This is a genomic window from Streptomyces sp. NBC_00503 (assembly GCF_036346895.1).
In the GTDB taxonomy this organism is placed as follows: Bacteria; Actinomycetota; Actinomycetes; order Streptomycetales; family Streptomycetaceae; genus Streptomyces.
This window is the reverse complement of record NZ_CP107855.1, coordinates 4,726,842-4,747,084: the sequence shown is the minus strand read 5'-3', so window position 1 is coordinate 4,747,084 and position 20,243 is coordinate 4,726,842. Positions and strand designations below refer to the sequence as shown.

The following is a 20,243-nucleotide window of genomic DNA, read 5'->3' as shown; positions in this document are numbered from 1 at the left end:
CGGATCCTCGCTCCTCAGCCCGCCGTCGGCTGCTCGTCCCACGGCCGCCCCGTCGCCGCGAGCAGGGTGCCGGGCGCCAGGCGGGCCACCACCAGGGCCACCGCCTCCTCGGCCGTGTCGACCTCTTCGTCCACCGGCGGGTTCGCCCCGAGGACGCGGAACCGGCCGTCGCCCAGCGGCATGACGTACGGGGCCACCCGGGGGTAGATGCGCTCCGTGGTGGGGGCGAAGTGCAGGTTGTAGTGGCTGGTGTGCGGATAGAACTGCCGCAGCACCGGATCCGCCACGGCCGCCTCCATCAGCGCGATGGTGCCGCGCCGGCCCACCCCTGACCCGTACACGGCCCGGTACCACTCCCACGCCAGCCGCAGGCCGAGCCACCGGGCCTCCACCTCGGCCGCGGGGCCGCGCCGGCGCGCCTCGGCCATGTCGGGCAGCTCCGGCTTCGGGGGCAGCGGCCGCCGGGGCGGCCGGGGCGTGTCGGGCTCACTCATCCCCCCAGTGTGCCGACCTCTTCGCGAAATACGACCGGATCCGTTCGGTTTCCGAACAAGGCTGACCGGATTGTGTTCTTGACGAGCAGTCATACTCCCCGTGAACATCAGGCTTGCACTGACGCACCACGCTCACCAGTTCTCCCCGCACGTTCCGCACACATCCCCAGTACGGAAGCCCGGAGCCCCCACATGAGCCCGTCCGTCCCCCGGCGCCTCGCCGCCGTGACCGCCGTCGCGGTCGCCGGCCTGTTCGCCGCCACCGCCCCCTCCGCCCTCGCCGCGCCCGGCACGGTGACCGCACCCGCCGCGGTCTCCGCGGTCGCCGCAGCGCCCACGCCGCCCGACATCCCGGTCGCCAACGTCAAGGCGCACCTGGCGCAGCTGCAGTCCATAGCCACCGCCAACGGCGGCAACCGCGCCCACGGCAAGGCCGGTTACAAGGCTTCGATCGACTACGTGAAGGCCAAGCTCGACGCGGCCGGATTCACGACCACCCTGCAGACCTTCACCTCCAGCGGCGCCACCGGCTACAACCTGATCGCCGACTGGCCGGGCGGCGACCCCAACTCGGTCCTGATGTCCGGCTCGCACCTGGACTCGGTGAACGCCGGCCCCGGCATCAACGACAACGGGTCCGGCTCGGCCGCCATCCTGGAGACGGCGCTGGCCGTCTCCCGCGCCCAGCTCCAGCCGACGAAGCACCTGCGGTTCGGCTGGTGGGGCGCGGAGGAGTTGGGGATGATCGGCTCGAAGTACTACGTGAACAACCTGCCGGCGGCCGAGAAGTCGAAGATCTCCGGCTACCTCAACTTCGACATGATCGGCTCGCCGAACCCGGGCTACTTCGTCTACGACGACGACCCGACCATCGAGCAGACCTTCAAGAACTTCTACGTGGGCGTCGGCATCCCGACCGAGATCGAGACCGAGGGCGACGGCCGCTCCGACCACGCGCCGTTCAAGGACGCGGGCATCCCGGTCGGCGGCCTGTTCTCCGGCGCCGACTACACCAAGACGGCGGCCCAGGCGCAGAAGTGGGGCGGCACCTCCGGCAAGGCCTTCGACGCCTGCTACCACGCCTCGTGCGACACCTCGGCGAACATCGACGACACCGCCCTGGACCGGAATTCGGACGCCATCGCCTACGCGGTCTGGAACCTCGGGGCGGCCACCCCGGTCCCGCCGGGCCCGTCCTTCGAGAACACGGCGGACGTCAACATCCCGGACTCCCCCGGAGCCGCGGTGACTTCGCCGATCACGGTCTCGGGGGTCACGGGCAACGCCCCTGCCACCCTCAAGGTGGACGTGAACATCGTCCACACCTACGTCGGTGACCTGGTGGTCGACCTGGTCGCCCCCGACGGCTCGGTCTACAACCTGCGCAACCGCTCCGGCGGCAGCGCGGACAACATCGTCCAGGGCTTCACGGTCAACGCGTCGAGCGAGGTGGCCAACGGGGTGTGGAAGCTCCAGGTCAAGGACCTGGCGGCGCAGGACACCGGCTACATCAACAGCTGGAAGCTCACTTTCTGAGACTCCCGGCAATGGACTGCCGAATGGTCTAGTCCTCTGGGGCTCCGGCGTGATCTGATCGGATCATGCCGGAGCTCATCGCCGCCCTGTTCACCCTGATCGCGCAGGCCGCCGCCGCCGTCAACCCCGCACTCCTCGTGCGCGGACGACGGCGGCTGCGGCGTCTGTCGGACCACGCGCAGGGCCGGCCCGTCCACGTCCCCTGCGGGCCACCGAGCTGCGGCTGCACCCGGACGAGGCTCCGATGGTCCTACGAGTCCTGCGCGAGGCCCCGTAGCGAGGCCGAGAGCGGCTCCTGGATGCGGGCCCGTAGTTCCTCGGCGACGGCCGCGACATCGGCGCGCCCCAGCTTCGCGGCCTCCACCAGATCGCCGAGCTCCTCGGGCGAGGGCAGCTGCTTGGCCCCGGCCACGCGCAGGTACGAGCGGGTCGCGGCGGCGGCGTAGAACTCGTTCATCGGGGATTCCAGCGCCGGGCACACCGCGAGGGTGTGCAAAAACGCGGCGGCCCGCCACGCGGTGTCCGGGGCGGGCTGTTCGGGGACCAGGACGAGGTCGTTCTGGTGGCGGGCGACGGCGGCGGCCACTCCGGAGGGATCCCACACGGCGGGATCGGACGGGAGGTGGTGGGCCAGAGCCGTCCAGGCCCATTCCATGGTGATCTTCAATGCCCGAACCGCTCCTGGAAGTAGCCCCAGTGGTCGGCGAACTCCTCGATCCCGGACAGGAAGTTCTTCCGGTCCTCGTCGAGCTCGCGTTCCGTGACTTCGGTGATCAGCGCGGTGACCGTCGTGCCCAGGGCCGCCGCGCGCGCCTTCAGGCGTTCGTGGAACTCTTCTTCCAGGCGGATGGTGACGTGTCTCGACATGCTTTTCACGGTACAGCGGGGCCGCTGTACACAGGGCCGGAACGGTCGAAGGGTGGGCAGGGACACAGTCCCCGTCCACCCTTCGGCACCCCCGCGGGCACCCCCGTAGCCACCCGTGGTGCTACGCCTACTTGTTGGCGTCGGCCGCCTTCACCAGCGCGTCCTTGGTGACCGCGCCGACGTAGACCTTGCCGTCGTCCGTGATCAGCGCGTTGACCACGCGGGTCTTGAAGATGCGGCCCTCGCCGAACTTCCCGGAGACCTTGTCCCCGAGTGCGTCGAGGAACTGCTTGGCCTCCTTCGGCGCGTTCTTGTCCTTGGCCTTGTTCTCCAGCTCGGTCAGGCCCTTGGTCTGGCCGGTGTCGATCCGGGCGATCGAGGTCCAGCCCTCGCCGATCACCTTCGTCTCGCCCTTGCCGCCCTCGGCTCCGCCGAGCAGGCCGTCGAGGCCGGGTACGGCGCCCAGGGCGCCCAGCCCCTTGTCCTTGCCGTCCTTGCCGTCCTTGCCGTCCTTGCCGTCCTTGCCCTCGCCCTTGCCGGCCTCGCCCTTGGCGTGGTCACCGGGGCCGCCCTCGTTCACCTTGGCGCCCTTGGGCGGGGTGAAGGCGAAGGTGTCGGCGGCGGGCTTGGCGAAGTCCACCTTGGTGAAGCCGGCGTCCACGATCGGCTTGCCGCCGTCCGTGGAGAGCACCTGCACGCGCAGCGGCACGCCGTTCTTCGCGTCCACCGCGATCTTCACCGAGGAGATCGTGGAGCCGGAGGCCTTCGGCTTGAGGACCAGCTGGTAGGCGTCGCGCCCGGCCACCTGGGCCGTGTCGCCGACGCCGATGTCCGTGGTCGGGCCGGCGGCCTCGATGACCTCCTTGGCGACCTCCTGCGGGGACGCCGCGAGCCGGTCGCCGGTCTTGCGCTCGGAGCTCTTGCCGTCCTTGGCGTCCTTGCCCGCCTCCGCCGGGGCCTTCTCGTGGAAGGCCTCGTTGGACTTGGAGTCGTATCCCCAGACGTCGGCGCCGTTGTGGACGAGCGTGTACTCGTCCTTGCCGTCGACGAAGGTGAGCTTCTGGTGGTCCGGTCCGTCGGCGGCCACCTGGAAGGTGTGGGTGCCGCTGGCGAGCTGCGCGACCTTGTCCTGCGGATCGGCGGAGCCCCCCGTGACCCCCGAGCCGCCGCCGAGGCCGCTGAGCATCCCGGACGCCATGGACGGCAGCCCCAGGTCGGTGCTGATCTTGGCGTTGCCGGACAGCTGCTGGACGTCCGAGGCGGCGATCTTCTCGATGAGCTGCTGGGCAGTCACCTTCGGAAGGTCGGGACCACCGGAGTTCGCGAAGGCCGGAACCATCGCGATCGTGCCGGCGACCACACCGAACACCGCGACCGGTACGGCGTACCGGGCGGCCTTGCGGGTCTTTGCGTTCGTTGCCATGTCTGTCTGCCCTACCTCTGTGTGTACGGCGGCGACCTACCCGTCTTTTCCACCCCGCGCCGCCACTCTCACCCGATCTGGTGGGGATGTGCCTCTATCTGACCAAAGTGCGGGGCCCAAAGCGTCAGACCCGGGAGCCAACTGCGCGTACGCCCCAGGGATGACACGAGGAGGGCCCGGCACCCCCTACCCGTAGGGGATGCCGGGCCCTCGCCCCTGTTCCTTCGGCCGAAGCCCGTACCGCGTCAGTCGGCGTCGGTCGGCGTCAGCCCGCGCGGTGCACCACGGCGTCGCACAGCTCCACCAGGGCCGACTTCGCGAAGCACTCCGGCAGCGGGGCCAGCATGGCCCGCGCGTCCTCGGCGTACTGGACGGTGTCCCTGCGGGCCTGCTCCAGGGCCGGGTGGACCCGTAGCCGCGACAGGGCCTCGGCGTGCCGGGCGTCGTCCGTCAGATCGCTGTCCAGGAGCCTTACGAGGTCCAGGTCGTCGGGGTTGCCGTCGCGGGCGGCCATCTCGCGCAGCCGCAGCACGGGCAGCGTCGGGATGCCCTCGCGCAGGTCGGTGCCAGGGGTCTTGCCGGACTCGTGCGAGTCGGAGGCGATGTCGAGGACGTCGTCGGCCAGCTGGAAGGCGAGGCCGAGCCGCTCCCCGTACTGGGTGAGGATGTCGACGACCATCTCGTCGGCGCCGGACATCAGCGCGCCGAAGCGGCAGGAGACGGCGACCAGCGAGCTGGTCTTGCCGGCCATGACGTCCAGGTAGTGGTCGACGGGGTCGCGGCCGTCGCGCGGACCGGCCGTCTCCAGGATCTGGCCCGTCACCAGCCGCTCGAAGGCCTCGGCCTGGATCCGGACGGCCTCGGGCCCGAGGTCCGCCAGGATGTGCGAGGCGCGGGCGAAGAGGAAATCACCCGTCAGGACGGCGACCGAGTTGCCCCATCGGGCGTTGGCGCTGTCCACGCCGCGGCGCACGTCCGCCTCGTCCATGACGTCGTCGTGGTAGAGCGTGGCGAGGTGGGTGAGCTCCACGACGACGGCGGAGGGCACGATTCCGGGCGAGTAGGGATCGCCGAATCGGGAGGCGAGCATCACCAGGAGCGGCCTGAACCGCTTGCCTCCGGCGCGCACGAGGTGCTGTGCGGCCTCGGTGATGAAGGGGACTTCGCTCTTGGTGGCTTCCAGCAGACCCGCCTCGACGGCGGCCAGTCCGGCCTGGACATCGGTCTCAAGAGCCTGGTCCCGCACGCTCAGTCCGAACGGCCCGACGACGGTCACGAGGGGTACTCCTGTCTGCTGACGATCACGTTGACGATCACATGGATTGTCGATGTGTCGCTGCCATCACTCAAGCCAGCGTATCCGGTCTGTTTTCGATCACCCAGGGCGCCTGCCCGGCCACCGCCCGCGCACCGCCCGCGCATCGCCCCATCTACCCCGGTATGTTCTGGAGAAGCCGAAACAACCGGAGAATGCGTTTTGTCCAGAACTGCGACCGAAATAGACGAGCTTCCGGACCCGGAGGCCGACCAGCCGCCGCCCGGAGACGACCACGCCTTCCTCGGCCACCCCCGGGGACTCGCCACGCTCTCCGGACTGGAGGTCTGGGAGCGCTTCTCGTTCCTGGGCATGCAGGCCATCCTCGTCCTCTACTTCGCGGACACGGTGGCCAACGGCGGCCTGGGGATGAACCCCGGCACCGCGGCCTCCGTCTCGGCGGCCTACGGGACCATGGTCTACCTCGTCTCCGTCGCCGGCGGATGGCTCGCCGACCGGATCCTCGGTTCCTACCGCGCCGTGCTGTGGGGCGGCATCCTGATCGCCTGCGGCCACTACTCCATGGCCGTGCCGACCGCCGCCATGACCTGGGTGGGCCTCGGCCTGATCAGCGCCGGCACCGGCCTGCTCAAGCCGAACGTGGCCAGTATGGTCGGCAAGCTCTACGCGACGGACGACCAGCGGCGCGACGCCGGCTTCGCCCTCTATTACATGGGCATCAACATCGGCGCCTTCGCGGGCCCGCTGATCACCGCCTGGCTCGGTGACCACAAGGGCTGGCACTGGGGCTTCTCCGCCGCCGCCATCGGTATGACCGCGGGCCTGATCCAGTACGTCGCCGGCCGCCGCCACCTCGCCGGGCGCAAGCACTCGGCGGAGTTCGCGCTGGCGCCCGACGCGATGCGCTCCGCCGTCTGGAAGATCGTCGGCGGGATCCTGCTCTTCGCCGTACTCGCCACTCTTTTGGCGGTACTCGGCTGGTTGACGATGGGCCGTTTCGTCGACCTGCTCACCCTGATCTCGGTGATCGCGCCGATCGTCTACTTCGCGGTCATGTTCCGCAGCGACCGGGTGACGTCCGAGGAGCGGGGGCGACTGCGCCCGTACGTGGTGCTCTTCCTGGCCTCGGTCGCCTTCAACTTCATCCTCTTCCAGGCGTACTCGACGATGATGCTGCTCGCCTCGACGAACGCCCGCACCGAGATCCTCGGGTTCACCTTCCCGGCGGGCTGGTACGCCTCCGCACTCGGCGCGTTCGAGGTGCTCCTCGCCCCCGTGGTGGCCGCGCTGTGGGTCAAGATGGGCCCCCGCCAGCCGCATTCCTCCAACAAGATCGCCATCGGCGTGATCCTGGGCGGCCTCTCCTTCCTCCTGATGGTCATCCCGACCTCGGGGCACGGCGGGGACGCGTACAAGATGGCCGCCTGGTGGATCATCGGCTCCTACCTGCTGCTCGGGCTCGGCGACGTCCTGCTGGAGACCTCGGGCATGTCGGCCACCACCAAGCTCGCCCCGAAGGCCTTCGCCAGCCAGACGATGGCGCTGTGGTTCCTCTCGCTGGCCCTGGCCAACGGCATCCAGGCGCAGGTGGTCAAGATCTACGGGCACGTCTCCAACCCCGCCTACTTCGGCGTCAACGGCGCCATCGCCGTGGCCGTGGGCCTGGCCGTGATCGCCGCCGCCCCTTGGCTCAAGCGCACGATGCACCCCGTCCACTGACCGGCCGTCCACCGACCGGCTGTCCACCGACCGGCTGTCCACTGAGCTCCCCGAGGCGATTGGCGAGACATCCCCGATGATCATCCGAACCGATTTCCCCTACGGGACCACCCACGAGGACGTCCGGATCCCCATGCGGGACGGCACCCAGCTCTACGCCCGCATCTGGCGCCCGGTGACCGACGAGCCCGTCCCGGCCCTGCTGGAGTACCTCCCGTACCGCCTCACTGACTGGACGGCGCCGCGCGACTGGCAGCGCCACCCCTGGTACGCGGGCCACGGCTACGCCTCCGTACGGGTCGACGTGCGCGGCCACGGGTGCAGCGGCGGCGACCCGGGCGACGAGTACGACGCCCGGGAGCTCGCCGACGGGGTCGCGGTGGTGGAGTGGCTGGCCGCCCAGCCCTGGTGCACGGGGTCCGTGGGCATGTTCGGGATCTCCTGGGGCGGCTTCAACAGCCTCCAGATCGCGGCGCTGGCCCCCGAGGCGCTCAAGGCGGTGGTCACCGTCTGCTCCACGGACGACCGCTTCGACAACGACGTGCACTACATGGGCGGCTCGCTGCTCGCCGTGGACATGCACGCCTGGGCGGCGACCATGCTCGCCTTCACGGCCCGCCCGCCGGACCCCCTCTACGCGGGCGACGGCTGGCGGAACCAATGGCTCCAGCGCCTGGGCGCGGTCGAACCCCTCGTCCACACCTGGCTCTCCCACCAGACCCGCGACGCGTACTGGAAGCACGGCAGCGTCTGCGAGGACTACGGCGCGATCGGCGCGGCCGTCCTCGCCGTCGGCGGCTGGCACGACCCCTACCGCGACACCGTGCTGCGGCTGGTCTCCGCCCTCCCCGCCGACCGGGTGCGCGGACTGATCGGCCCCTGGTCGCACCAGTACCCCGACCGGGGGCTGCCGCCGGGGCCCGCCATCGGCTTCCTCCAGGAAACCCTGCGCTGGTGGGACCACTGGCTGAAGGACAAGGACACGGGGGTCATGGCCGAGCCGCTCCTCCGCTCCTGGATCTCCGAGTCGCACCCGCCCGCCACCACCTACGAGACCCTGCCCGGCCGGTGGGTCGGCGACCCGTCCTGGCCCTCGCCGAACGTGGACCCGGTGACGTACGCCTTCCAGGGCGCGCCGGTGATCGTGGCCTCCCCGCAGCACACGGGCCTCGACGCGGGCCGCTTCTTCCCCTTCGGCAACGACGCCGACCTGCCGCCGGACCAGCGGGAGGAGGACGCGAAGTCGGCCTGCTTCGAATTCCCGGTGGGCACCGACTCCGGCGGCCCGGTGGAGATCCTGGGCCGCCCGGTGGTCCGGCTGCGCCTACGGATGGACGTCCCGTACGGGCAGGTGGTGGCCCGCCTCTGCGACGTGGCTCCGGACGGCTCCTCGACCCTGGTCACCCGCGGCGTGCTCAACCTCTCCGCACGCCAGGGCCGGGACAAGGCGGTGCCGTGGCCGGTGGGCTCGTACGAGGACGTCCACTTCGAACTGAACGGCATCGGCCACTCCTTCCCGCCCGGACACCGGATCCGCCTGGCCCTGTCCTCGGCCTACTGGCCGTGGATCTGGCCGAGGGCCGGCTCGGAGCATGGCTGGACCCTGGACCCGGCGGGCAGCGCGGTCGAACTCCCGGTCCGCGACCCGTCCCACGACACCGAGCAGATCCTCTTCGAGGCCCCGGAGCAGTCGGAGCCGCTGGGGGTCTCCTACCCGGAGACCCTGGACGCACCGAGGCCGGAACGGCTGGTCGTACGGGACGTCGCGCGCGGGGTGTGGCGCCTGGAGGTGGACCCGAAGTACGGGGGCACACGGGTGTACCCGGACGGACTGGAGTTCAGCGAGGACGCGCGGGAGGTCTACGAGATCCAGGACGACGATCCGCTGTCGGCCCGCACCCACTCGAACTGGACCGTCCGGCTGCACCGCCCGGAACTGGGCTGGGACGTCTCGGTGATCACCCGCTCGGAGATCTCCTGCGACGAGGGCGGTTTCACCACCACGAACGAGGTCGTCTGCCGGGAGGGCGACGAGGTCCTCTTCCACCGCACGTGGGAGCGGAGGCTCCCACGGGTGGCGGTGTAACCGACCCGTGGCCCCGGGCGCACCTGCCCGGGGCCCTGCGGGGCCGTCAGACGGCCTTGACGCCGCCGAGGAATGCGGCGAACGCGGCGGCGGAAACGTCCAGCACCGGGCCGTCGGCCCACTTGGAGTCCCGGACGGGGACGACACCGCGCGAGGCGACGAGGTTGGTGGCGACCTCGACGCACGCGCCGCCGTTCTCGCTGTAGGAGGACGTGAACCAGCGGGGGTTTTCGGTCGTCACGAGGTGCCCTTTCGTAGCTGACGGATCAAGGCCACCGATTCGGCTTGCGACGTGGCCTCGGCCTGAAGTTGATGGTAGGCGGTCAGCAAGGGCACAACAGATGCGCTGTCCCGTTCGAGTCGACCCCGCTGGGCGGACTCCGCATAGGAGACCAGGGAGCGGTTCTGCATGGTCAGGATGTAGAGCGGCAGGCTGAGCGGACGGCGGTCCCCCATGTCGAAGGGCGCGACCTGGAGCACCGTGTTCGGCAGCGCCGCGAATTCGATCAGCTTGTCCAACTGGGCATCCATGGTGGCCCGGTCGCCCACGGGCCGTCGCAGGCAGCTCTCGTCCAGCACCACGAAGACCAGCGGCAGCGGTGTCCGCAGGAGCGCCGCCTGCCTCTCCGCAACGAGCGAGATCCGTTCGTCCGCCTGCTCGGCAGTGCTCGCGCCGCGCTCGACGGCACGTACGTTGAGGGCCGTCGCGTACTGGGGAGTCTGAAGAATTCCCGGCATGACGCCGACCTCGTAGAGCCTGATCTCCGCCGCTCGCGCCTCGTGCGTGACGTACTCCGGGAATCCCTCCAGGAGGGCCGTACTGCGCACGGCCCTGCTCTGACGTTCGAGCCGATCGCCGGTTCCGAAGACCCGGTCAGCACTTGCCGCGAAGCGGCGAGTTGGAGAACGGCGGCCGGTTTCCACAGCGGAAATGTGCGTCCCGGAGCACCCCATGCGCACCCCGAGCTCGTCCTGAGTCCAGCCGCGTTCGTCCCGCAGCGCCCGCAGGCGCTGGCCGAAGGCCGCCCCCGGGGACTTTTCGGGGTCCAGCTCTTTCCGATTCACCGACGATCACCCAACTCCCCGCGCAGATTGCGCAAGTTGAAGACCCTCCGACTCTAGGTCACGCTGAACTCGCTTGGTAGTGGAACAGCTACGGAGAGGCACCGTCATGCACGAAACGGACCTTCCCCCCGCCCCCGGAACCCTCCTGGTGGACACCAGTCGGGACGACCTGATCGGGGAGTTCCGGGGGCTCGCCGGCCCGTACTGGGCCCTGCGCCCCGTCCGCGGCGGGCCCGAGTGGGAGGCGGAGCCTCGCGACGTGCGGCCGGCCGACCCCATGGAGCGGCTCCGCGCGGAGACCGCCCGGGCCAACGCCCGGAGCCTGGAGGGGTTGCTGTGAGCGGCGGCGCCCCGGCGTGCGGAGCCGCCGGCGCGCTGTCGCCCGTACACCTGGACGCACTGGCCCGGCTGGCCCCCGCGCACCCCGGCGCCCTGCGGGAGGTGATCGGGGCGGGCCCGGAGCTGCGGTGCGCGCTGGAGCCGCACCCCGGACCGCACCGGGACGTGCTCCACGAGGGCCCGCCGGGGGCGGCGCTGTGGGCCCGCTGGGGCGGGACGGCCCCGGACGCGGTGGTCCCCGTACGGGACTGCCCGGCCGAGCACGCGGGCGAGGGCTGCGGGCACTACGCGTCCCACCCCGGAGGGCACACCTGGACCCGGCAAGATCCGGAAGAGACGACCTAGGCCGGCGGAGCCGTCCGCGTCGAGCGGTAGCCCGGGTGGACGCCCGGCGTCAGGCCCTGTGCGGCCGCCAGCCGGCCCAGCAGGGACGTCAGTTGTTCGTGTTCCTCCGCCGACAGGGGCTCGCAGAGCTGCTGCTCGTGCGCCGTCGCCACCTCGCGCAGATCGGCCAGCAGGGCGGTTCCGGCGTCGCCGAGGAACAGCGCGTACAGCCGCCGGTCCTCCGGGTTGCGGCGGCGTTCGATCAGTCCGCGCGCCTCCAGGTCGTCGGCGAAGGCCACGAAGCGGCTCGGGGGCATGCCGAGTACGTCGGCCAGCTCGCGCTGACTGCGGCCGGGGGTACGGGCCAGCAGGCGCAACAGCCCCGCCTGGGCGGGGGTCAGGCCGAGCGCGGAGACCCGCTCGGCGAAGCGGCCGGCCGCGTGCGCGCCGAGCTGGGCCAGCAGGAAGGCCGCGCCGCCGTGCGGGCGCGGGTCGCCGCCACCGTCATCCGTCGTTCCCATGGGGAAACCGTAACAGCTTGACAATCGTTTCAGCTTGTAATCATTCTGGAAGGGAACGGACTGGACGGACGAGGAGACGAGAACGCCATGACCGCCGCACCTGCCCCCGTGGAACCGGCCGAACGGACGGGCCGAGGGCCCCAGGCCGGGCCGCCCCTGCTGGCCCCCGTACTGGCCCTGGCCGGCCTGACCATCGCCTACGTGGTCCTGAACCGGGCCACCCCGCACCCAGACGCCACCGGTCTGGAGGTCCTGCGGTACGCCGCCGGACACCGCACCACCGCCGAGCTCGGCGCCCTCCTGCTGCTCGGCGCGGCCGTCCCGATGGCCCTGATCGCGGCCGTCCTCTACCGGCGACTGCGCGCGCTGGGCATCACCGCACCCGGATCCGCGATCACCCTGGCCGGCGGAGTGCTGGCCGCCGCGGCGCTGATGCTGAGCGCCATGTCCGGCTGGGCGGGGGCCCGGCTCACGGACGGCGCCGGACCCGACCTCGCGCGGGCCCTGGCCGACCTGGCGTTCTTCGCCGGCGGACCCGCGTACTCGGCGATGTTCGCCCTGCTGCTCGCCGGGGTCGCCGTCCCCGGACTCCTCGCGGGGCTGCTGCCGAGGCCGCTGGCCTGGGCCGGGCTGGTCCTGGCCGCCGTGGGGATGCTGGCCCTGCTCGGGCTGGTGGTGGACGGGTTCCAGTACCTGCTGCCCGTGCTGCGCTTCGGCGGGCTCGCCTGGCTGGTGTGGGCCGCGGTGAAGCTCCCGCGGACCCGGCACGGCCTCGGCCGGGCGGGGGCGCGCTGAGATGGCGAACTACCCCGAACTGGACGGCCTCACGGTCGTCGTCACCGGCGGCAGCCGCGGCATCGGAGCCGCCACCGCCCACGCCTTCGCCGCCCAGGGCGCCCGGGTCTGCGTCGTCGGCCGCGACACGGCGGCCCTGGCCGGCGTGGTGGACGCGATCGGCGCCGAGGGCGGTACGGCGATGTCCGTGACCGCCGACGCCACGGACGCGGCGGCACTGGCCCGGGTCCGGGAGGAGACCGAGCTGCGGCTCGGCCCGGTGGACGTACTGGCCGCCTTCGCGGGCGGCCAGGGCCGGCCGGTCCCCACCCCCGAACTCACCGAGGAGCGCTGGCGCGAGGTCCTGGACTCGGACCTCACCTCCGCCTTCCTGACCGTACGGACCTTCCTGCCCGGCATGCTGGAGCGCGGCCGGGGCTGCGTGATCACCATGTCCTCCGCGGCGGGCCGCCGGCCCAGCCAGGCGAACCTCGCCTACGGGGTGGCCAACGCCGGGCTCGTGATGCTGACCCAGCACCTGGCGACCGAGCTCGGCCCGCGCGGGATCCGCGTCAACTGCCTGGCGCCCTCGGTGATCCTGACCGAGCGGACCGCGGTCGCGATGCCGGTGGAGATCCGGGAGCAGCTCGCGCAGGCCCACCCGCTGCGCAGGCTCGGCCTCCCCGGGGACGTGGCCGCCTGCGCGCTCTTCCTCGCCTCGGACGGGGCGTCCTGGCTCAGCGGGGTCACCCTGGACGTCGCGGGCGGCCGGATCACGGGGTGACCCGTGAGGACGCTTGGAGCGGCTCTTCAGCCGAAGAGCCGCTCCAGCACCACCGCGATGCCGTCCGCCTCGTTCGAGAGGGTGACCTCGTCCGCGACGGCCAGGAGTTCCCGGTGGGCGCCCGCCATCGCGACCCCGTGCGCGGCCCACGCGAACATCGGGATGTCGTTCGGCATGTCGCCGAAGGCGATCGTCGCGGACCCGGAGACGTCCAGCCGCTCCGCGGCCACCGCCAGCCCGCTCGCCTTGTCGATGCCCGGCGGCTGGAGCTCCACGGTGTGCTCCCCGGCCATGGTGACGTTGACCAGGTCCCCGACCACGGCGCGGGCGACCTCGGTCAGTTCGTCGTCGGAGAGGCGGGGGTGCTGGAGCAGCACCTTGTTGATCGGCGAGGTCCACAGGTCGCTGCGCCGGGCCACCCGGACCGTCGGCAGGTGCGGGTGCCACATCCGGTAGCCCGGCCCTATCAGCATCTCCGCGTCGACGCCCTCCTGGTTGACCGCCGCGTAGACCTCCCCGACCTCCGCTTCGAGTTTCTCGAGTGCGACCTCGGCCAGTTCCTGGTCCAGGGCCACGGAGTGCAGCAGCCGGCCGGCCGCCGCGTCGTAGACCTGTGCGCCCTGTCCGCACACCGCGAGCCCCGTGTAGCCGAGGCCGTCCAGGACGTGTCGGACCTGCGGTACGGGGCGGCCCGTCACGATGATGTGCCGGGCGCCGGCCGCGCGGGCGGTGGCGAGAGCGGCGCTGGAGCGGGCCGACACGGTGTCTCCGGCGCGCAGCAGAGTCCCGTCCAGGTCGGTGGCCACGAGTGCATAGGGGAGGGCGGAAGTCACGTCCCCAAGGATACGGACCCCTTCGGACAAGTCCTACAAATTGCGCCGGAATCCGGCCTCCCGCACGCCCCACCAGCCCCTTAACCTGTCAAGCAGCCCCCGGGACACCCCCGGACCGCGTCGAAAGCGAGGCAGAACCCCATGCCGCAGCAGAGCCCCCTCGATGTTCCCGAGGGCGACCCGTTCGGGCCGCACAACCTCCCCTACGGCGTGTTCACCACCGCCGGTGAGGCGCGGCGCCGGATCGGGGTCCGCATCGGCGGGCACGTGCTCGACGCCGGGGCGGCCGCGGCCGCGCTCGGGTCCCCGTACGCCGGGCTGCTCGGGCAGCCCTCGCTCAACCCGCTGCTCGCGGCCGGCCGCACCGCCTGGCGCGACGTGCGCCGCGCGCTGACCGCCTGGGTCACCGACCCCGGCCACCGGCCCTCCGTGGAGCCGCACCTGCTGCCGCTCGACGAGGTCGTCCTGCACCTGCCGTACGAGGTCGCCGACTACGTCGACTTCTACGCGAGCGAGCACCACGCGACGAACGTCGGCAAGATCTTCCGCCCGGACGGGGACGCGCTGACCCCCAACTGGAAGCACCTGCCGATCGGCTACCACGGCCGCTCGGGAACGATCGTCGTCTCCGGCACGGACGTCGTGCGCCCCTCCGGCCAGCGCAAGGCCCCCTCCGACCCGGCGCCCGTCTTCGGGCCCTCGGTCAAGCTCGACATCGAGGCCGAGGTCGGCTTCGTCGTCGGCACGCCCTCCGAGATGGGCCGCCCGGTGGCCCTCGCCGACTTCGAGGAGCACGTCTTCGGGCTGTTCCTGCTCAACGACTGGTCCGCGCGCGACATCCAGGCCTGGGAGTACGTGCCGCTCGGCCCCTTCCTCGGCAAGTCCTTCGCTACCTCCGTCTCCGCTTGGGTCACCCCGCTGGAGGCCCTGGACGCGGCCCGGGTCGCCCCGCCGGCCCGCGACTTCCCGCTCCTGCCCTACCTCGAGGACTCCGGCGCCGAGCGCCCCGGCGGCTTCGACCTGCGCATCACCGTCTCCATCAACGGGCAGGAGGTGGCCCGGCCGCCGTTCGCGTCGATGTACTGGACCGCCGCCCAGCAGCTGGCCCACATGACCGTCAGCGGCGCCTCCCTGCGCACCGGCGACGTGTACGGATCGGGCACCGTCAGCGGCCCGGACACCGACCAGCGCGGCTCGCTTCTGGAGCTCACCTGGAACGGCCGCGACGCCATCGAGCTCGCCGACGGCAAGCGCACGTTCCTGGAGGACGGGGACACCGTCACCCTCACCGCCTGGGCCCCCGGCGCCGACGGCACCCGCGTCGGCCTCGGCGAGGTCACCGGCCGCATCGTGGGCACCCGCTAGCGACCCCGATCCGCGCGTCCGCGTCCACGTCCCGGACGCGGACGCGCGGGCATACGCCGCCCGCCCCCCCCCCCTGGGACGGCGGGGTCAGCGGATGCTGACGGTGATCTCGGGGAGCGGGATGTCGGAAAGGTTCAGCTGGAGCCCGGTCAGGGTCAGTTGGGTCTGCGAGTCGGCCGCGGTGGAGGCGGAAGCGGAGGACAGCGCCTGGGTCTTCGCGCGCGTGCTCACCAGCAGATACCAGCCCCCGCGCTTGTAGCTGCGGGAGGCTTCGGGGCGGTCTGCCTTCGGGTTCCGGTTCAGCGTCCAGCCCTGGCGCTCCAGGTCGGCGCAGATCGCGTTCATCTCCGACTCCGCGGCGGCCTTCTCGCGGACGACCGTCCAGACCGTCCTGTTCGAGGTGACGCCGGCCGCGACGGGCGGGCGGCCCTGCTCCGGGTCGAGGCCCGCCGCGCTGACCGCGGTCCCGATCGCCTCGTCCACGGCGTCCCGTGTGAGGGGCGGTGACGCGGGCTCCGGTGTGGGCGCCGCCCTGGACAGGGTCGGCGTGGGCGCGGGCGCGCCCAGGTGGACGTGCCCGTCGTCGTCTATCTGGACCTGGTTCGGCAGGACCACGGCGGCCAGACTCACGATCAGGGCCATGGCCAGCCCGATCCACACCCTCTTCAACAGCTCGTTCAACGCAAAACTCCCCCCGAGTGATCATTCAGAGGGAGTTTCACACACACGGCTCGCCGCCCAGCGGCCTTCACCGCCCCGCCGGAGTCCGGTCGGACCACCCGTCCGGCCTGAACCGTCCGCTCCGCACCCCCCGTTCGGAGCCCCGCCGCGTGCAGCCCCGCCGCACCGCCGGGATGGTGGACGAAAGCCCCCGAACGGCAGGAGCACCGATGTCCCTCCGCCCCCGCAAGGCCTTCCTGACCTGCGCGGCCGCCGTGTCCCTCGCCGTGAGCGGGGTCTGCTCGGCCCACGCGGTGGACGGGCCCGCGCCCGACCCCCGCAACCAGCGGGCGATGCGCGACATGGCCACGGCGATCGCGGTGACCGCCAAGTACGTGGACGAGCGGGAGGCCATCAAGGACGGCTACGTCCCGCACGGCATGGAGTGCATGACAAACCCCTTCGGGGTGGGTTCCATGGGCTACCACTACGTCAAGCAGGCCTACTGGGGTCTGCTGGACCCCAGCAAGCCGACCGCGCTCCTCTACAGCACCCAGAAGGACGAGCACGGCCGCCGCAAGCTCCAGACCGTGGAGTGGATGGCCACCGACGGGGACCAGGACCTCAAGACCAGCAACGACCGCCCGAGCATGTTCGGCCTGCCCTTCGACGGCCCCATGCCGGGCCACTGGACGGGCATGCCCAAGCACTACGACCTCCACATGTGGGCCTACGCGGACAACCCGGCCGGCCGCTTCCACAACTGGAACACCGCCCTGACCTGCCCCAAGGGCACCACCGGCCCGGCGAAGCCCGCCGCCGCGCACGACCACGGCCACGGCCGCTGAACCCGGCCCCCACACACGCAACAGGGCCCGGCCCCCCGAGGGGAGCCGGGCCCTGTTGCGTGAACCGCGACGGTCCGGTCAGCGGACGAAGGTGCTCGCCTGGCCCGCCAGGTCCAGGAAGTACTGGGGTGCCACACCCAGGACCAGCGTCACCGCGACGCCCACCGCGATCGTCGTCATCGTCAGCGGGGAGGGCACGGCCACCGTGGGGCCGTCCGCCTTCGGCTCGCTGAAGAACATCAGGACGATGACCCGGATGTAGAAGAACGCGGCGATCGCGGACGAGATCACACCGACCACGACCAGCGCTCCCGCGCCGCCCTCCGCCGCCGCCTTGAACACGGCGAACTTCCCGGCGAAGCCGGAGGTCAGCGGGATGCCGGCGAAGGCCAGCAGGAACACCGCGAAGACCGCCGCCGTCAGCGGCGAACGGCGGCCGAGCCCGGCCCACTTGGACAGGTGGGTGGCTTCGCCGCCCGCGTCGCGGACCAGCGTGACCACGGCGAAGGCGCCGATCGTCACGAAGGAGTACGCGGCCAGGTAGAAGAGGACGGACTTGACGCCCTCCGCCGAGGTCGCGATCACACCGGCAAGGATGAAGCCCGCGTGCGCGATCGAGGAGTAGGCCAGCAGCCGCTTGACGTCGGTCTGGGTCACGGCGATGACCGCACCCGCCAGCATCGTGACGATGGCCACGCCCCACATGACCGGCCGCCAGTCCCACCGCAGGCCCGGGAGGACCACGTAGAGCAGGCGCAGCAGGGCGCCGAAGGCGGCCACCTTGGTCGCGGCCGCCATGAATCCGGTGACCGGGGTCGGAGCGCCCTGGTAGACGTCCGGGGTCCACATGTGGAAGGGGACCGCGCCGACCTTGAAGAGCAGGCCCATCAGGATCAGCGCGCCGCCGATCAGCAGCAGCGCGTCGTTGCCCATGGTGCCGGCGAGGGCCGGATCCACATTGGCCACGGTGCCGTCGACCACGTCGGCGATCGCCGCGTAGGAGACGGAGCCCGCGTACCCGTAGACGAGCGCGATGCCGAAGAGGAGGAAGGCCGAGGAGAACGCCCCGAGCAGGAAGTACTTGACCGCGGCCTCCTGCGACATCAGCCGCTGGCGGCGGGCGACGGCGCAGAGCAGGTACAGCGGGAGGGAGAAGACCTCCAGGGCCACGAACAGCGTCAGCAGGTCGTTGGCCGCCGGGAAGATCAGCATCCCGGAGATCGCGAACAGCGCCAGCGGGAAGACCTCGGTGGTGGTGAAGCCCGCCTTGACGGCCTCCTTCTCGCTCTCGCTGCCCGGTACGGACGCCGCCTGCGCGGCGAAGGAGTCGACCCGGTTGCCGTGGGCGGCCGGGTCCAGGCGCCGCTCGGCGAAGGTGAAGATCGCGACGATCGAGGCCAGGACGATGGTGCCCTGGAGGAAGAGCGCCGGACCGTCGACGGCCACGGCGCCCATGGCCGCGATGTGCGCCTTGGAGCTGCCGTACCCGCCCGCGGCGAGAGCGACGACCGCGGCGAAGGCGGAGGCCAGCGCGGCGACGGCGAGGAACACCTGGACGTAGTAACGGGACTTGCGCGGTACGAAGGCCTCGACGAGGACTCCGACGATCGCCGCTCCCAGCACGATGAGCGTGGGCGAGAGCTGGGCGTACTCGATGTGCGGGGCCGGGATCTTGTCGATCGGCGCCGCGGCCGCCAGGTTCGGCAGCAGGTTCTGGGCAGCGGCAGTCAGGGTGCTCACTTCGCCCCCTCCCCGTTCTTGGCCTGTACGCCCACCTCGGGCTTCGGGTCCGTTTGCTTCACGTCCGACATGGTGTGCTTCACCGCCGGGTTGACGATGTCGGTCAGCGGCTTCGGGTAGACGCCCAGTCCGATCAGCAGCGCGATCAGCGGGGCGACCACCAGCACCTCCCGCAGGTGCAGGTCCGGCATGGTGCGGACCTCCTCCTTCAGCGGGCCGGTCATGGTGCGCTGGTAGAGCACCAGCGTGTAGAGCGCGGCGAGCACGATGCCGAAGGTGGCGATGATGCCGACGACCGGGTACCGGGCGAACGTGCCGACCAGGACCAGGAATTCGCTGACGAACGGGGCGAGCCCCGGCAGCGACAGGGTGGCGAGCCCGCCGATCAGGAAGGTGCCGGCCAGGACCGGGGCCACCTTCTGCACCCCGCCGAAGTCGGCGATGAGCCGCGAGCCGCGCCGCGAGATCAGGAAGCCGGCGACCAGCATCAGCGCCGCCGTCGAGATCCCGTGGTTGACCATGTACAGGGTCGCGCCCGACTGGCCCTGGGAGGTCATCGCGAAGATGCCCAGGATGATGAACCCGAAGTGCGAGATCGAGGCGTACGCCACCAGCCGCTTGATGTCCCGCTGCCCGACCGCGACCAGCGCACCGTAGACGATGCTGATCAGGGCCAGTACGAGGATCACCGGCGTGGCCCACTTGCTGGCCTCGGGGAAGAGTCCGAGGCAGAAGCGGAGCATCGCGAAGGTGCCGACCTTGTCGACGACGGCGGTGATCAGGACGGCGACCGGGGAGGTGGCCTCGCCCATCGCGTTCGGCAGCCAGGTGTGCAGCGGCCACAGCGGGGCCTTCACCGCGAAGGCGAAGAAGAAGCCGAGGAAGAGGAGCCGCTCGGTGTTGGTCGCCATGTCGAGCGTGCCCGCGGCGCGGGCGGCGGTGATCTCCTGGAGCGAGAAGTTCCCGGCGACCACGTACAGCCCGATGACGGCGGCCAGCATGATGAGCCCGCCGACCAGGTTGTAGAGGAGGAACTTGACCGCCGCGTACGAGCGCTGCGCGGCCGCGTTCTCATCGGACCCGGAGTGGGCCCGGTCGCCGAAGCCGCCGATGAGGAAGTACATCGGGATGAGCATGGCTTCGAAGAAGATGTAGAAGAGGAAGACGTCGGTGGCCTCGAAGGAGATCACCACCATCGCCTCGACCAGCAGGATCAGGGCGAAGAAGCCCTGCGTCGGCCGCCAGCGCGAGGAGTGGGTCTCCAGGGGGTCGGCGTCGTGCCAGCCCGCCCCGATGACGAAGGGGATGATCAGCGCGGTGAGCGCGATCAGCGCCACCCCGATGCCGTCGACGCCCAGTTCGTAGCGGACCCCGAAGTCGGGGATCCAGGAGTGGGATTCGGTGAGCTGGTAGCGGTCGCCACCGGGATCGAAGCGGACCGCGACGAGCACGGCCAGGGCCAGGGTCGCCAGTGAGAAGAACAGGGCGAGCCATTTGGCGGCGGTCCGGCGGGCGGCCGGGACGGCCGCCGTCAGGATCGCGCCGACCGCGGGTACCGCGGCCGTCACCGTCAGAAGCGGGAAACTCAT

Annotated in this window: 21 protein-coding genes; 9 read left to right on the top strand and 12 right to left on the bottom strand. The window is 71.4% G+C overall.

The genetic code is table 11. The annotated features are described in order from the left end of the window. Positions 1-14 precede the first annotated feature (14 nt). Positions 15-494, bottom strand: a complete 480-nt coding sequence (locus tag OG490_RS22090; protein WP_330298030.1) for a DUF6193 family natural product biosynthesis protein — start codon at positions 492-494, stop codon at positions 15-17. Positions 495-686: 192 nt separating this feature from the next. Here OG490_RS22090 and OG490_RS22085 point away from each other — a divergent pair, with 192 nt between their 5' ends. Beyond that, positions 687-2,030, top strand: a complete 1,344-nt coding sequence (locus OG490_RS22085) for a M28 family metallopeptidase (protein WP_330298029.1) — start codon at positions 687-689, stop codon at positions 2,028-2,030. Between the two features lie 250 nt (positions 2,031-2,280). Here the strand turns inward: OG490_RS22085 and OG490_RS22080 are convergent, their stop codons facing one another. The 4 genes from OG490_RS22080 to OG490_RS22065 form a co-directional block, all read right to left on the bottom strand. After that, positions 2,281-2,697 carry a hypothetical protein gene (locus OG490_RS22080; RefSeq protein ID WP_330298028.1) on the bottom strand — a complete coding sequence of 139 codons (417 nt, stop codon included), beginning with the start codon at positions 2,695-2,697 and terminating at the stop codon, positions 2,281-2,283. After that, complete coding sequence (locus OG490_RS22075) at positions 2,694-2,897, bottom strand: ribbon-helix-helix domain-containing protein (protein ID WP_239516343.1); 204 nt, start codon at positions 2,895-2,897, stop codon at positions 2,694-2,696. The genes OG490_RS22080 and OG490_RS22075 overlap by 4 nt, the downstream gene beginning before the upstream one ends. Before the next feature lie 127 nt (positions 2,898-3,024). Further along, positions 3,025-4,320 carry a LolA family protein gene (locus OG490_RS22070; RefSeq protein ID WP_330298027.1) on the bottom strand — a complete coding sequence of 432 codons (1,296 nt, stop codon included), beginning with the start codon at positions 4,318-4,320 and terminating at the stop codon, positions 3,025-3,027. Between the two features lie 265 nt (positions 4,321-4,585). Continuing rightward, positions 4,586-5,596: a polyprenyl synthetase family protein gene (locus OG490_RS22065; RefSeq protein ID WP_330298026.1), complete on the bottom strand. Its 1,011-nt coding sequence runs from the start codon at positions 5,594-5,596 to the stop codon at positions 4,586-4,588. 201 nt (positions 5,597-5,797) lie between these two features. On the opposite strand from OG490_RS22065, the gene OG490_RS22060 reads away from it, so the two are divergent. Continuing rightward, positions 5,798-7,315, top strand: a complete 1,518-nt coding sequence (locus OG490_RS22060; protein ID WP_330298025.1) for a peptide MFS transporter — start codon at positions 5,798-5,800, stop codon at positions 7,313-7,315. A 76-nt stretch (positions 7,316-7,391) separates the two neighbouring features. Then, on the top strand, positions 7,392-9,401 hold the full coding sequence (locus tag OG490_RS22055; RefSeq protein ID WP_330298024.1) for a CocE/NonD family hydrolase: 2,010 nt from the start codon (positions 7,392-7,394) through the stop codon (positions 9,399-9,401). Between the two features lie 46 nt (positions 9,402-9,447). On the opposite strand, the gene OG490_RS22050 is transcribed toward OG490_RS22055, so the two are convergent. Both OG490_RS22050 and OG490_RS22045 read right to left on the bottom strand, forming a co-directional pair. Continuing rightward, positions 9,448-9,642 carry a DUF397 domain-containing protein gene (locus OG490_RS22050; protein WP_330298023.1) on the bottom strand — a complete coding sequence of 65 codons (195 nt, stop codon included), beginning with the start codon at positions 9,640-9,642 and terminating at the stop codon, positions 9,448-9,450. After that, on the bottom strand, positions 9,639-10,466 hold the full coding sequence (locus OG490_RS22045; RefSeq protein WP_330298022.1) for a helix-turn-helix domain-containing protein: 828 nt from the start codon (positions 10,464-10,466) through the stop codon (positions 9,639-9,641). The genes OG490_RS22050 and OG490_RS22045 overlap by 4 nt, the downstream gene beginning before the upstream one ends. A gap of 106 nt (positions 10,467-10,572) precedes the next feature. Here OG490_RS22045 and OG490_RS22040 point away from each other — a divergent pair, with 106 nt between their 5' ends. Both OG490_RS22040 and OG490_RS22035 read left to right on the top strand, forming a co-directional pair. Then, positions 10,573-10,806: a hypothetical protein gene (locus OG490_RS22040; RefSeq protein ID WP_330298021.1), complete on the top strand. Its 234-nt coding sequence runs from the start codon at positions 10,573-10,575 to the stop codon at positions 10,804-10,806. Beyond that, complete coding sequence (locus OG490_RS22035) at positions 10,803-11,150, top strand: hypothetical protein (protein ID WP_330298020.1); 348 nt, start codon at positions 10,803-10,805, stop codon at positions 11,148-11,150. Before OG490_RS22040 ends, OG490_RS22035 begins: the two co-directional genes overlap by 4 nt. Here OG490_RS22035 and OG490_RS22030 read toward each other — a convergent pair. Continuing rightward, on the bottom strand, positions 11,147-11,650 hold the full coding sequence (locus tag OG490_RS22030) for a MarR family winged helix-turn-helix transcriptional regulator (RefSeq protein WP_330298019.1): 504 nt from the start codon (positions 11,648-11,650) through the stop codon (positions 11,147-11,149). The two genes, OG490_RS22035 and OG490_RS22030, sit on opposite strands and share 4 nt — an antisense overlap. Positions 11,651-11,737: 87 nt before the next feature. Here OG490_RS22030 and OG490_RS22025 point away from each other — a divergent pair, with 87 nt between their 5' ends. Together OG490_RS22025 and OG490_RS22020 are read left to right on the top strand one after the other, a co-directional pair. Further along, positions 11,738-12,445 carry a DUF4386 domain-containing protein gene (locus tag OG490_RS22025; RefSeq protein WP_330298018.1) on the top strand — a complete coding sequence of 236 codons (708 nt, stop codon included), beginning with the start codon at positions 11,738-11,740 and terminating at the stop codon, positions 12,443-12,445. Between the two features lies 1 nt (position 12,446). Further along, entirely contained in the window at positions 12,447-13,208 is a 762-nt protein-coding gene (locus OG490_RS22020) for an SDR family NAD(P)-dependent oxidoreductase (protein WP_330298017.1), read from the top strand. A 26-nt stretch (positions 13,209-13,234) separates the two neighbouring features. Here the strand turns inward: OG490_RS22020 and OG490_RS22015 are convergent, their stop codons facing one another. After that, positions 13,235-14,041 (bottom strand): HAD family hydrolase, encoded by an 807-nt coding sequence (locus OG490_RS22015; RefSeq protein ID WP_330298016.1) that lies wholly within the window; start codon positions 14,039-14,041, stop codon positions 13,235-13,237. Positions 14,042-14,182: 141 nt separating this feature from the next. On the opposite strand from OG490_RS22015, the gene fahA reads away from it, so the two are divergent. After that, positions 14,183-15,406: a fumarylacetoacetase gene (gene fahA, locus OG490_RS22010; RefSeq protein WP_330298015.1), complete on the top strand. Its 1,224-nt coding sequence runs from the start codon at positions 14,183-14,185 to the stop codon at positions 15,404-15,406. Positions 15,407-15,493: 87 nt separating this feature from the next. On the opposite strand, the gene OG490_RS22005 is transcribed toward fahA, so the two are convergent. Beyond that, positions 15,494-16,087, bottom strand: a complete 594-nt coding sequence (locus OG490_RS22005; RefSeq protein ID WP_330298014.1) for a hypothetical protein — start codon at positions 16,085-16,087, stop codon at positions 15,494-15,496. Positions 16,088-16,296: 209 nt separating this feature from the next. Here OG490_RS22005 and OG490_RS22000 point away from each other — a divergent pair, with 209 nt between their 5' ends. Continuing rightward, the gene (locus tag OG490_RS22000; protein WP_330298013.1) at positions 16,297-16,914 is read left to right on the top strand and encodes a hypothetical protein; all 618 of its coding nucleotides are present in this window, start codon (positions 16,297-16,299) and stop codon (positions 16,912-16,914) included. Positions 16,915-16,992: 78 nt separating this feature from the next. On the opposite strand, the gene nuoN is transcribed toward OG490_RS22000, so the two are convergent. Then, on the bottom strand, positions 16,993-18,645 hold the full coding sequence (gene nuoN / locus OG490_RS21995; RefSeq protein ID WP_330301008.1) for an NADH-quinone oxidoreductase subunit NuoN: 1,653 nt from the start codon (positions 18,643-18,645) through the stop codon (positions 16,993-16,995). Between the two features lie 5 nt (positions 18,646-18,650). Then, complete coding sequence (locus OG490_RS21990) at positions 18,651-20,243, bottom strand: NADH-quinone oxidoreductase subunit M (RefSeq protein ID WP_330298012.1); 1,593 nt, start codon at positions 20,241-20,243, stop codon at positions 18,651-18,653.

Excerpts from the sequence above, each read along its gene's own strand:
- OG490_RS22090 (WP_330298030.1), bottom strand. The coding sequence starts at position 494 with ATGAGTGAGCCCGACACGCCCCGGCCGCCCCGGCGGCCGCTGCCCCCG.
- OG490_RS22085 (WP_330298029.1), top strand. The coding sequence starts at position 687 with ATGAGCCCGTCCGTCCCCCGGCGCCTCGCCGCCGTGACCGCCGTCGCG.
- OG490_RS22075 (WP_239516343.1), bottom strand. The coding sequence starts at position 2,897 with ATGTCGAGACACGTCACCATCCGCCTGGAAGAAGAGTTCCACGAACGC.
- OG490_RS22070 (WP_330298027.1), bottom strand. The coding sequence starts at position 4,320 with ATGGCAACGAACGCAAAGACCCGCAAGGCCGCCCGGTACGCCGTACCG.
- OG490_RS22055 (WP_330298024.1), top strand. The coding sequence starts at position 7,392 with ATGATCATCCGAACCGATTTCCCCTACGGGACCACCCACGAGGACGTC.
- OG490_RS22040 (WP_330298021.1), top strand. The coding sequence starts at position 10,573 with ATGCACGAAACGGACCTTCCCCCCGCCCCCGGAACCCTCCTGGTGGAC.
- OG490_RS22030 (WP_330298019.1), bottom strand. The coding sequence starts at position 11,650 with ATGGGAACGACGGATGACGGTGGCGGCGACCCGCGCCCGCACGGCGGC.
- OG490_RS22025 (WP_330298018.1), top strand. The coding sequence starts at position 11,738 with ATGACCGCCGCACCTGCCCCCGTGGAACCGGCCGAACGGACGGGCCGA.
- OG490_RS22020 (WP_330298017.1), top strand. The coding sequence starts at position 12,447 with ATGGCGAACTACCCCGAACTGGACGGCCTCACGGTCGTCGTCACCGGC.
- fahA (WP_330298015.1), top strand. The coding sequence starts at position 14,183 with ATGCCGCAGCAGAGCCCCCTCGATGTTCCCGAGGGCGACCCGTTCGGG.
- OG490_RS22000 (WP_330298013.1), top strand. The coding sequence starts at position 16,297 with ATGTCCCTCCGCCCCCGCAAGGCCTTCCTGACCTGCGCGGCCGCCGTG.
- OG490_RS21990 (WP_330298012.1), bottom strand. The coding sequence starts at position 20,243 with ATGAGTTTCCCGCTTCTGACGGTGACGGCCGCGGTACCCGCGGTCGGC.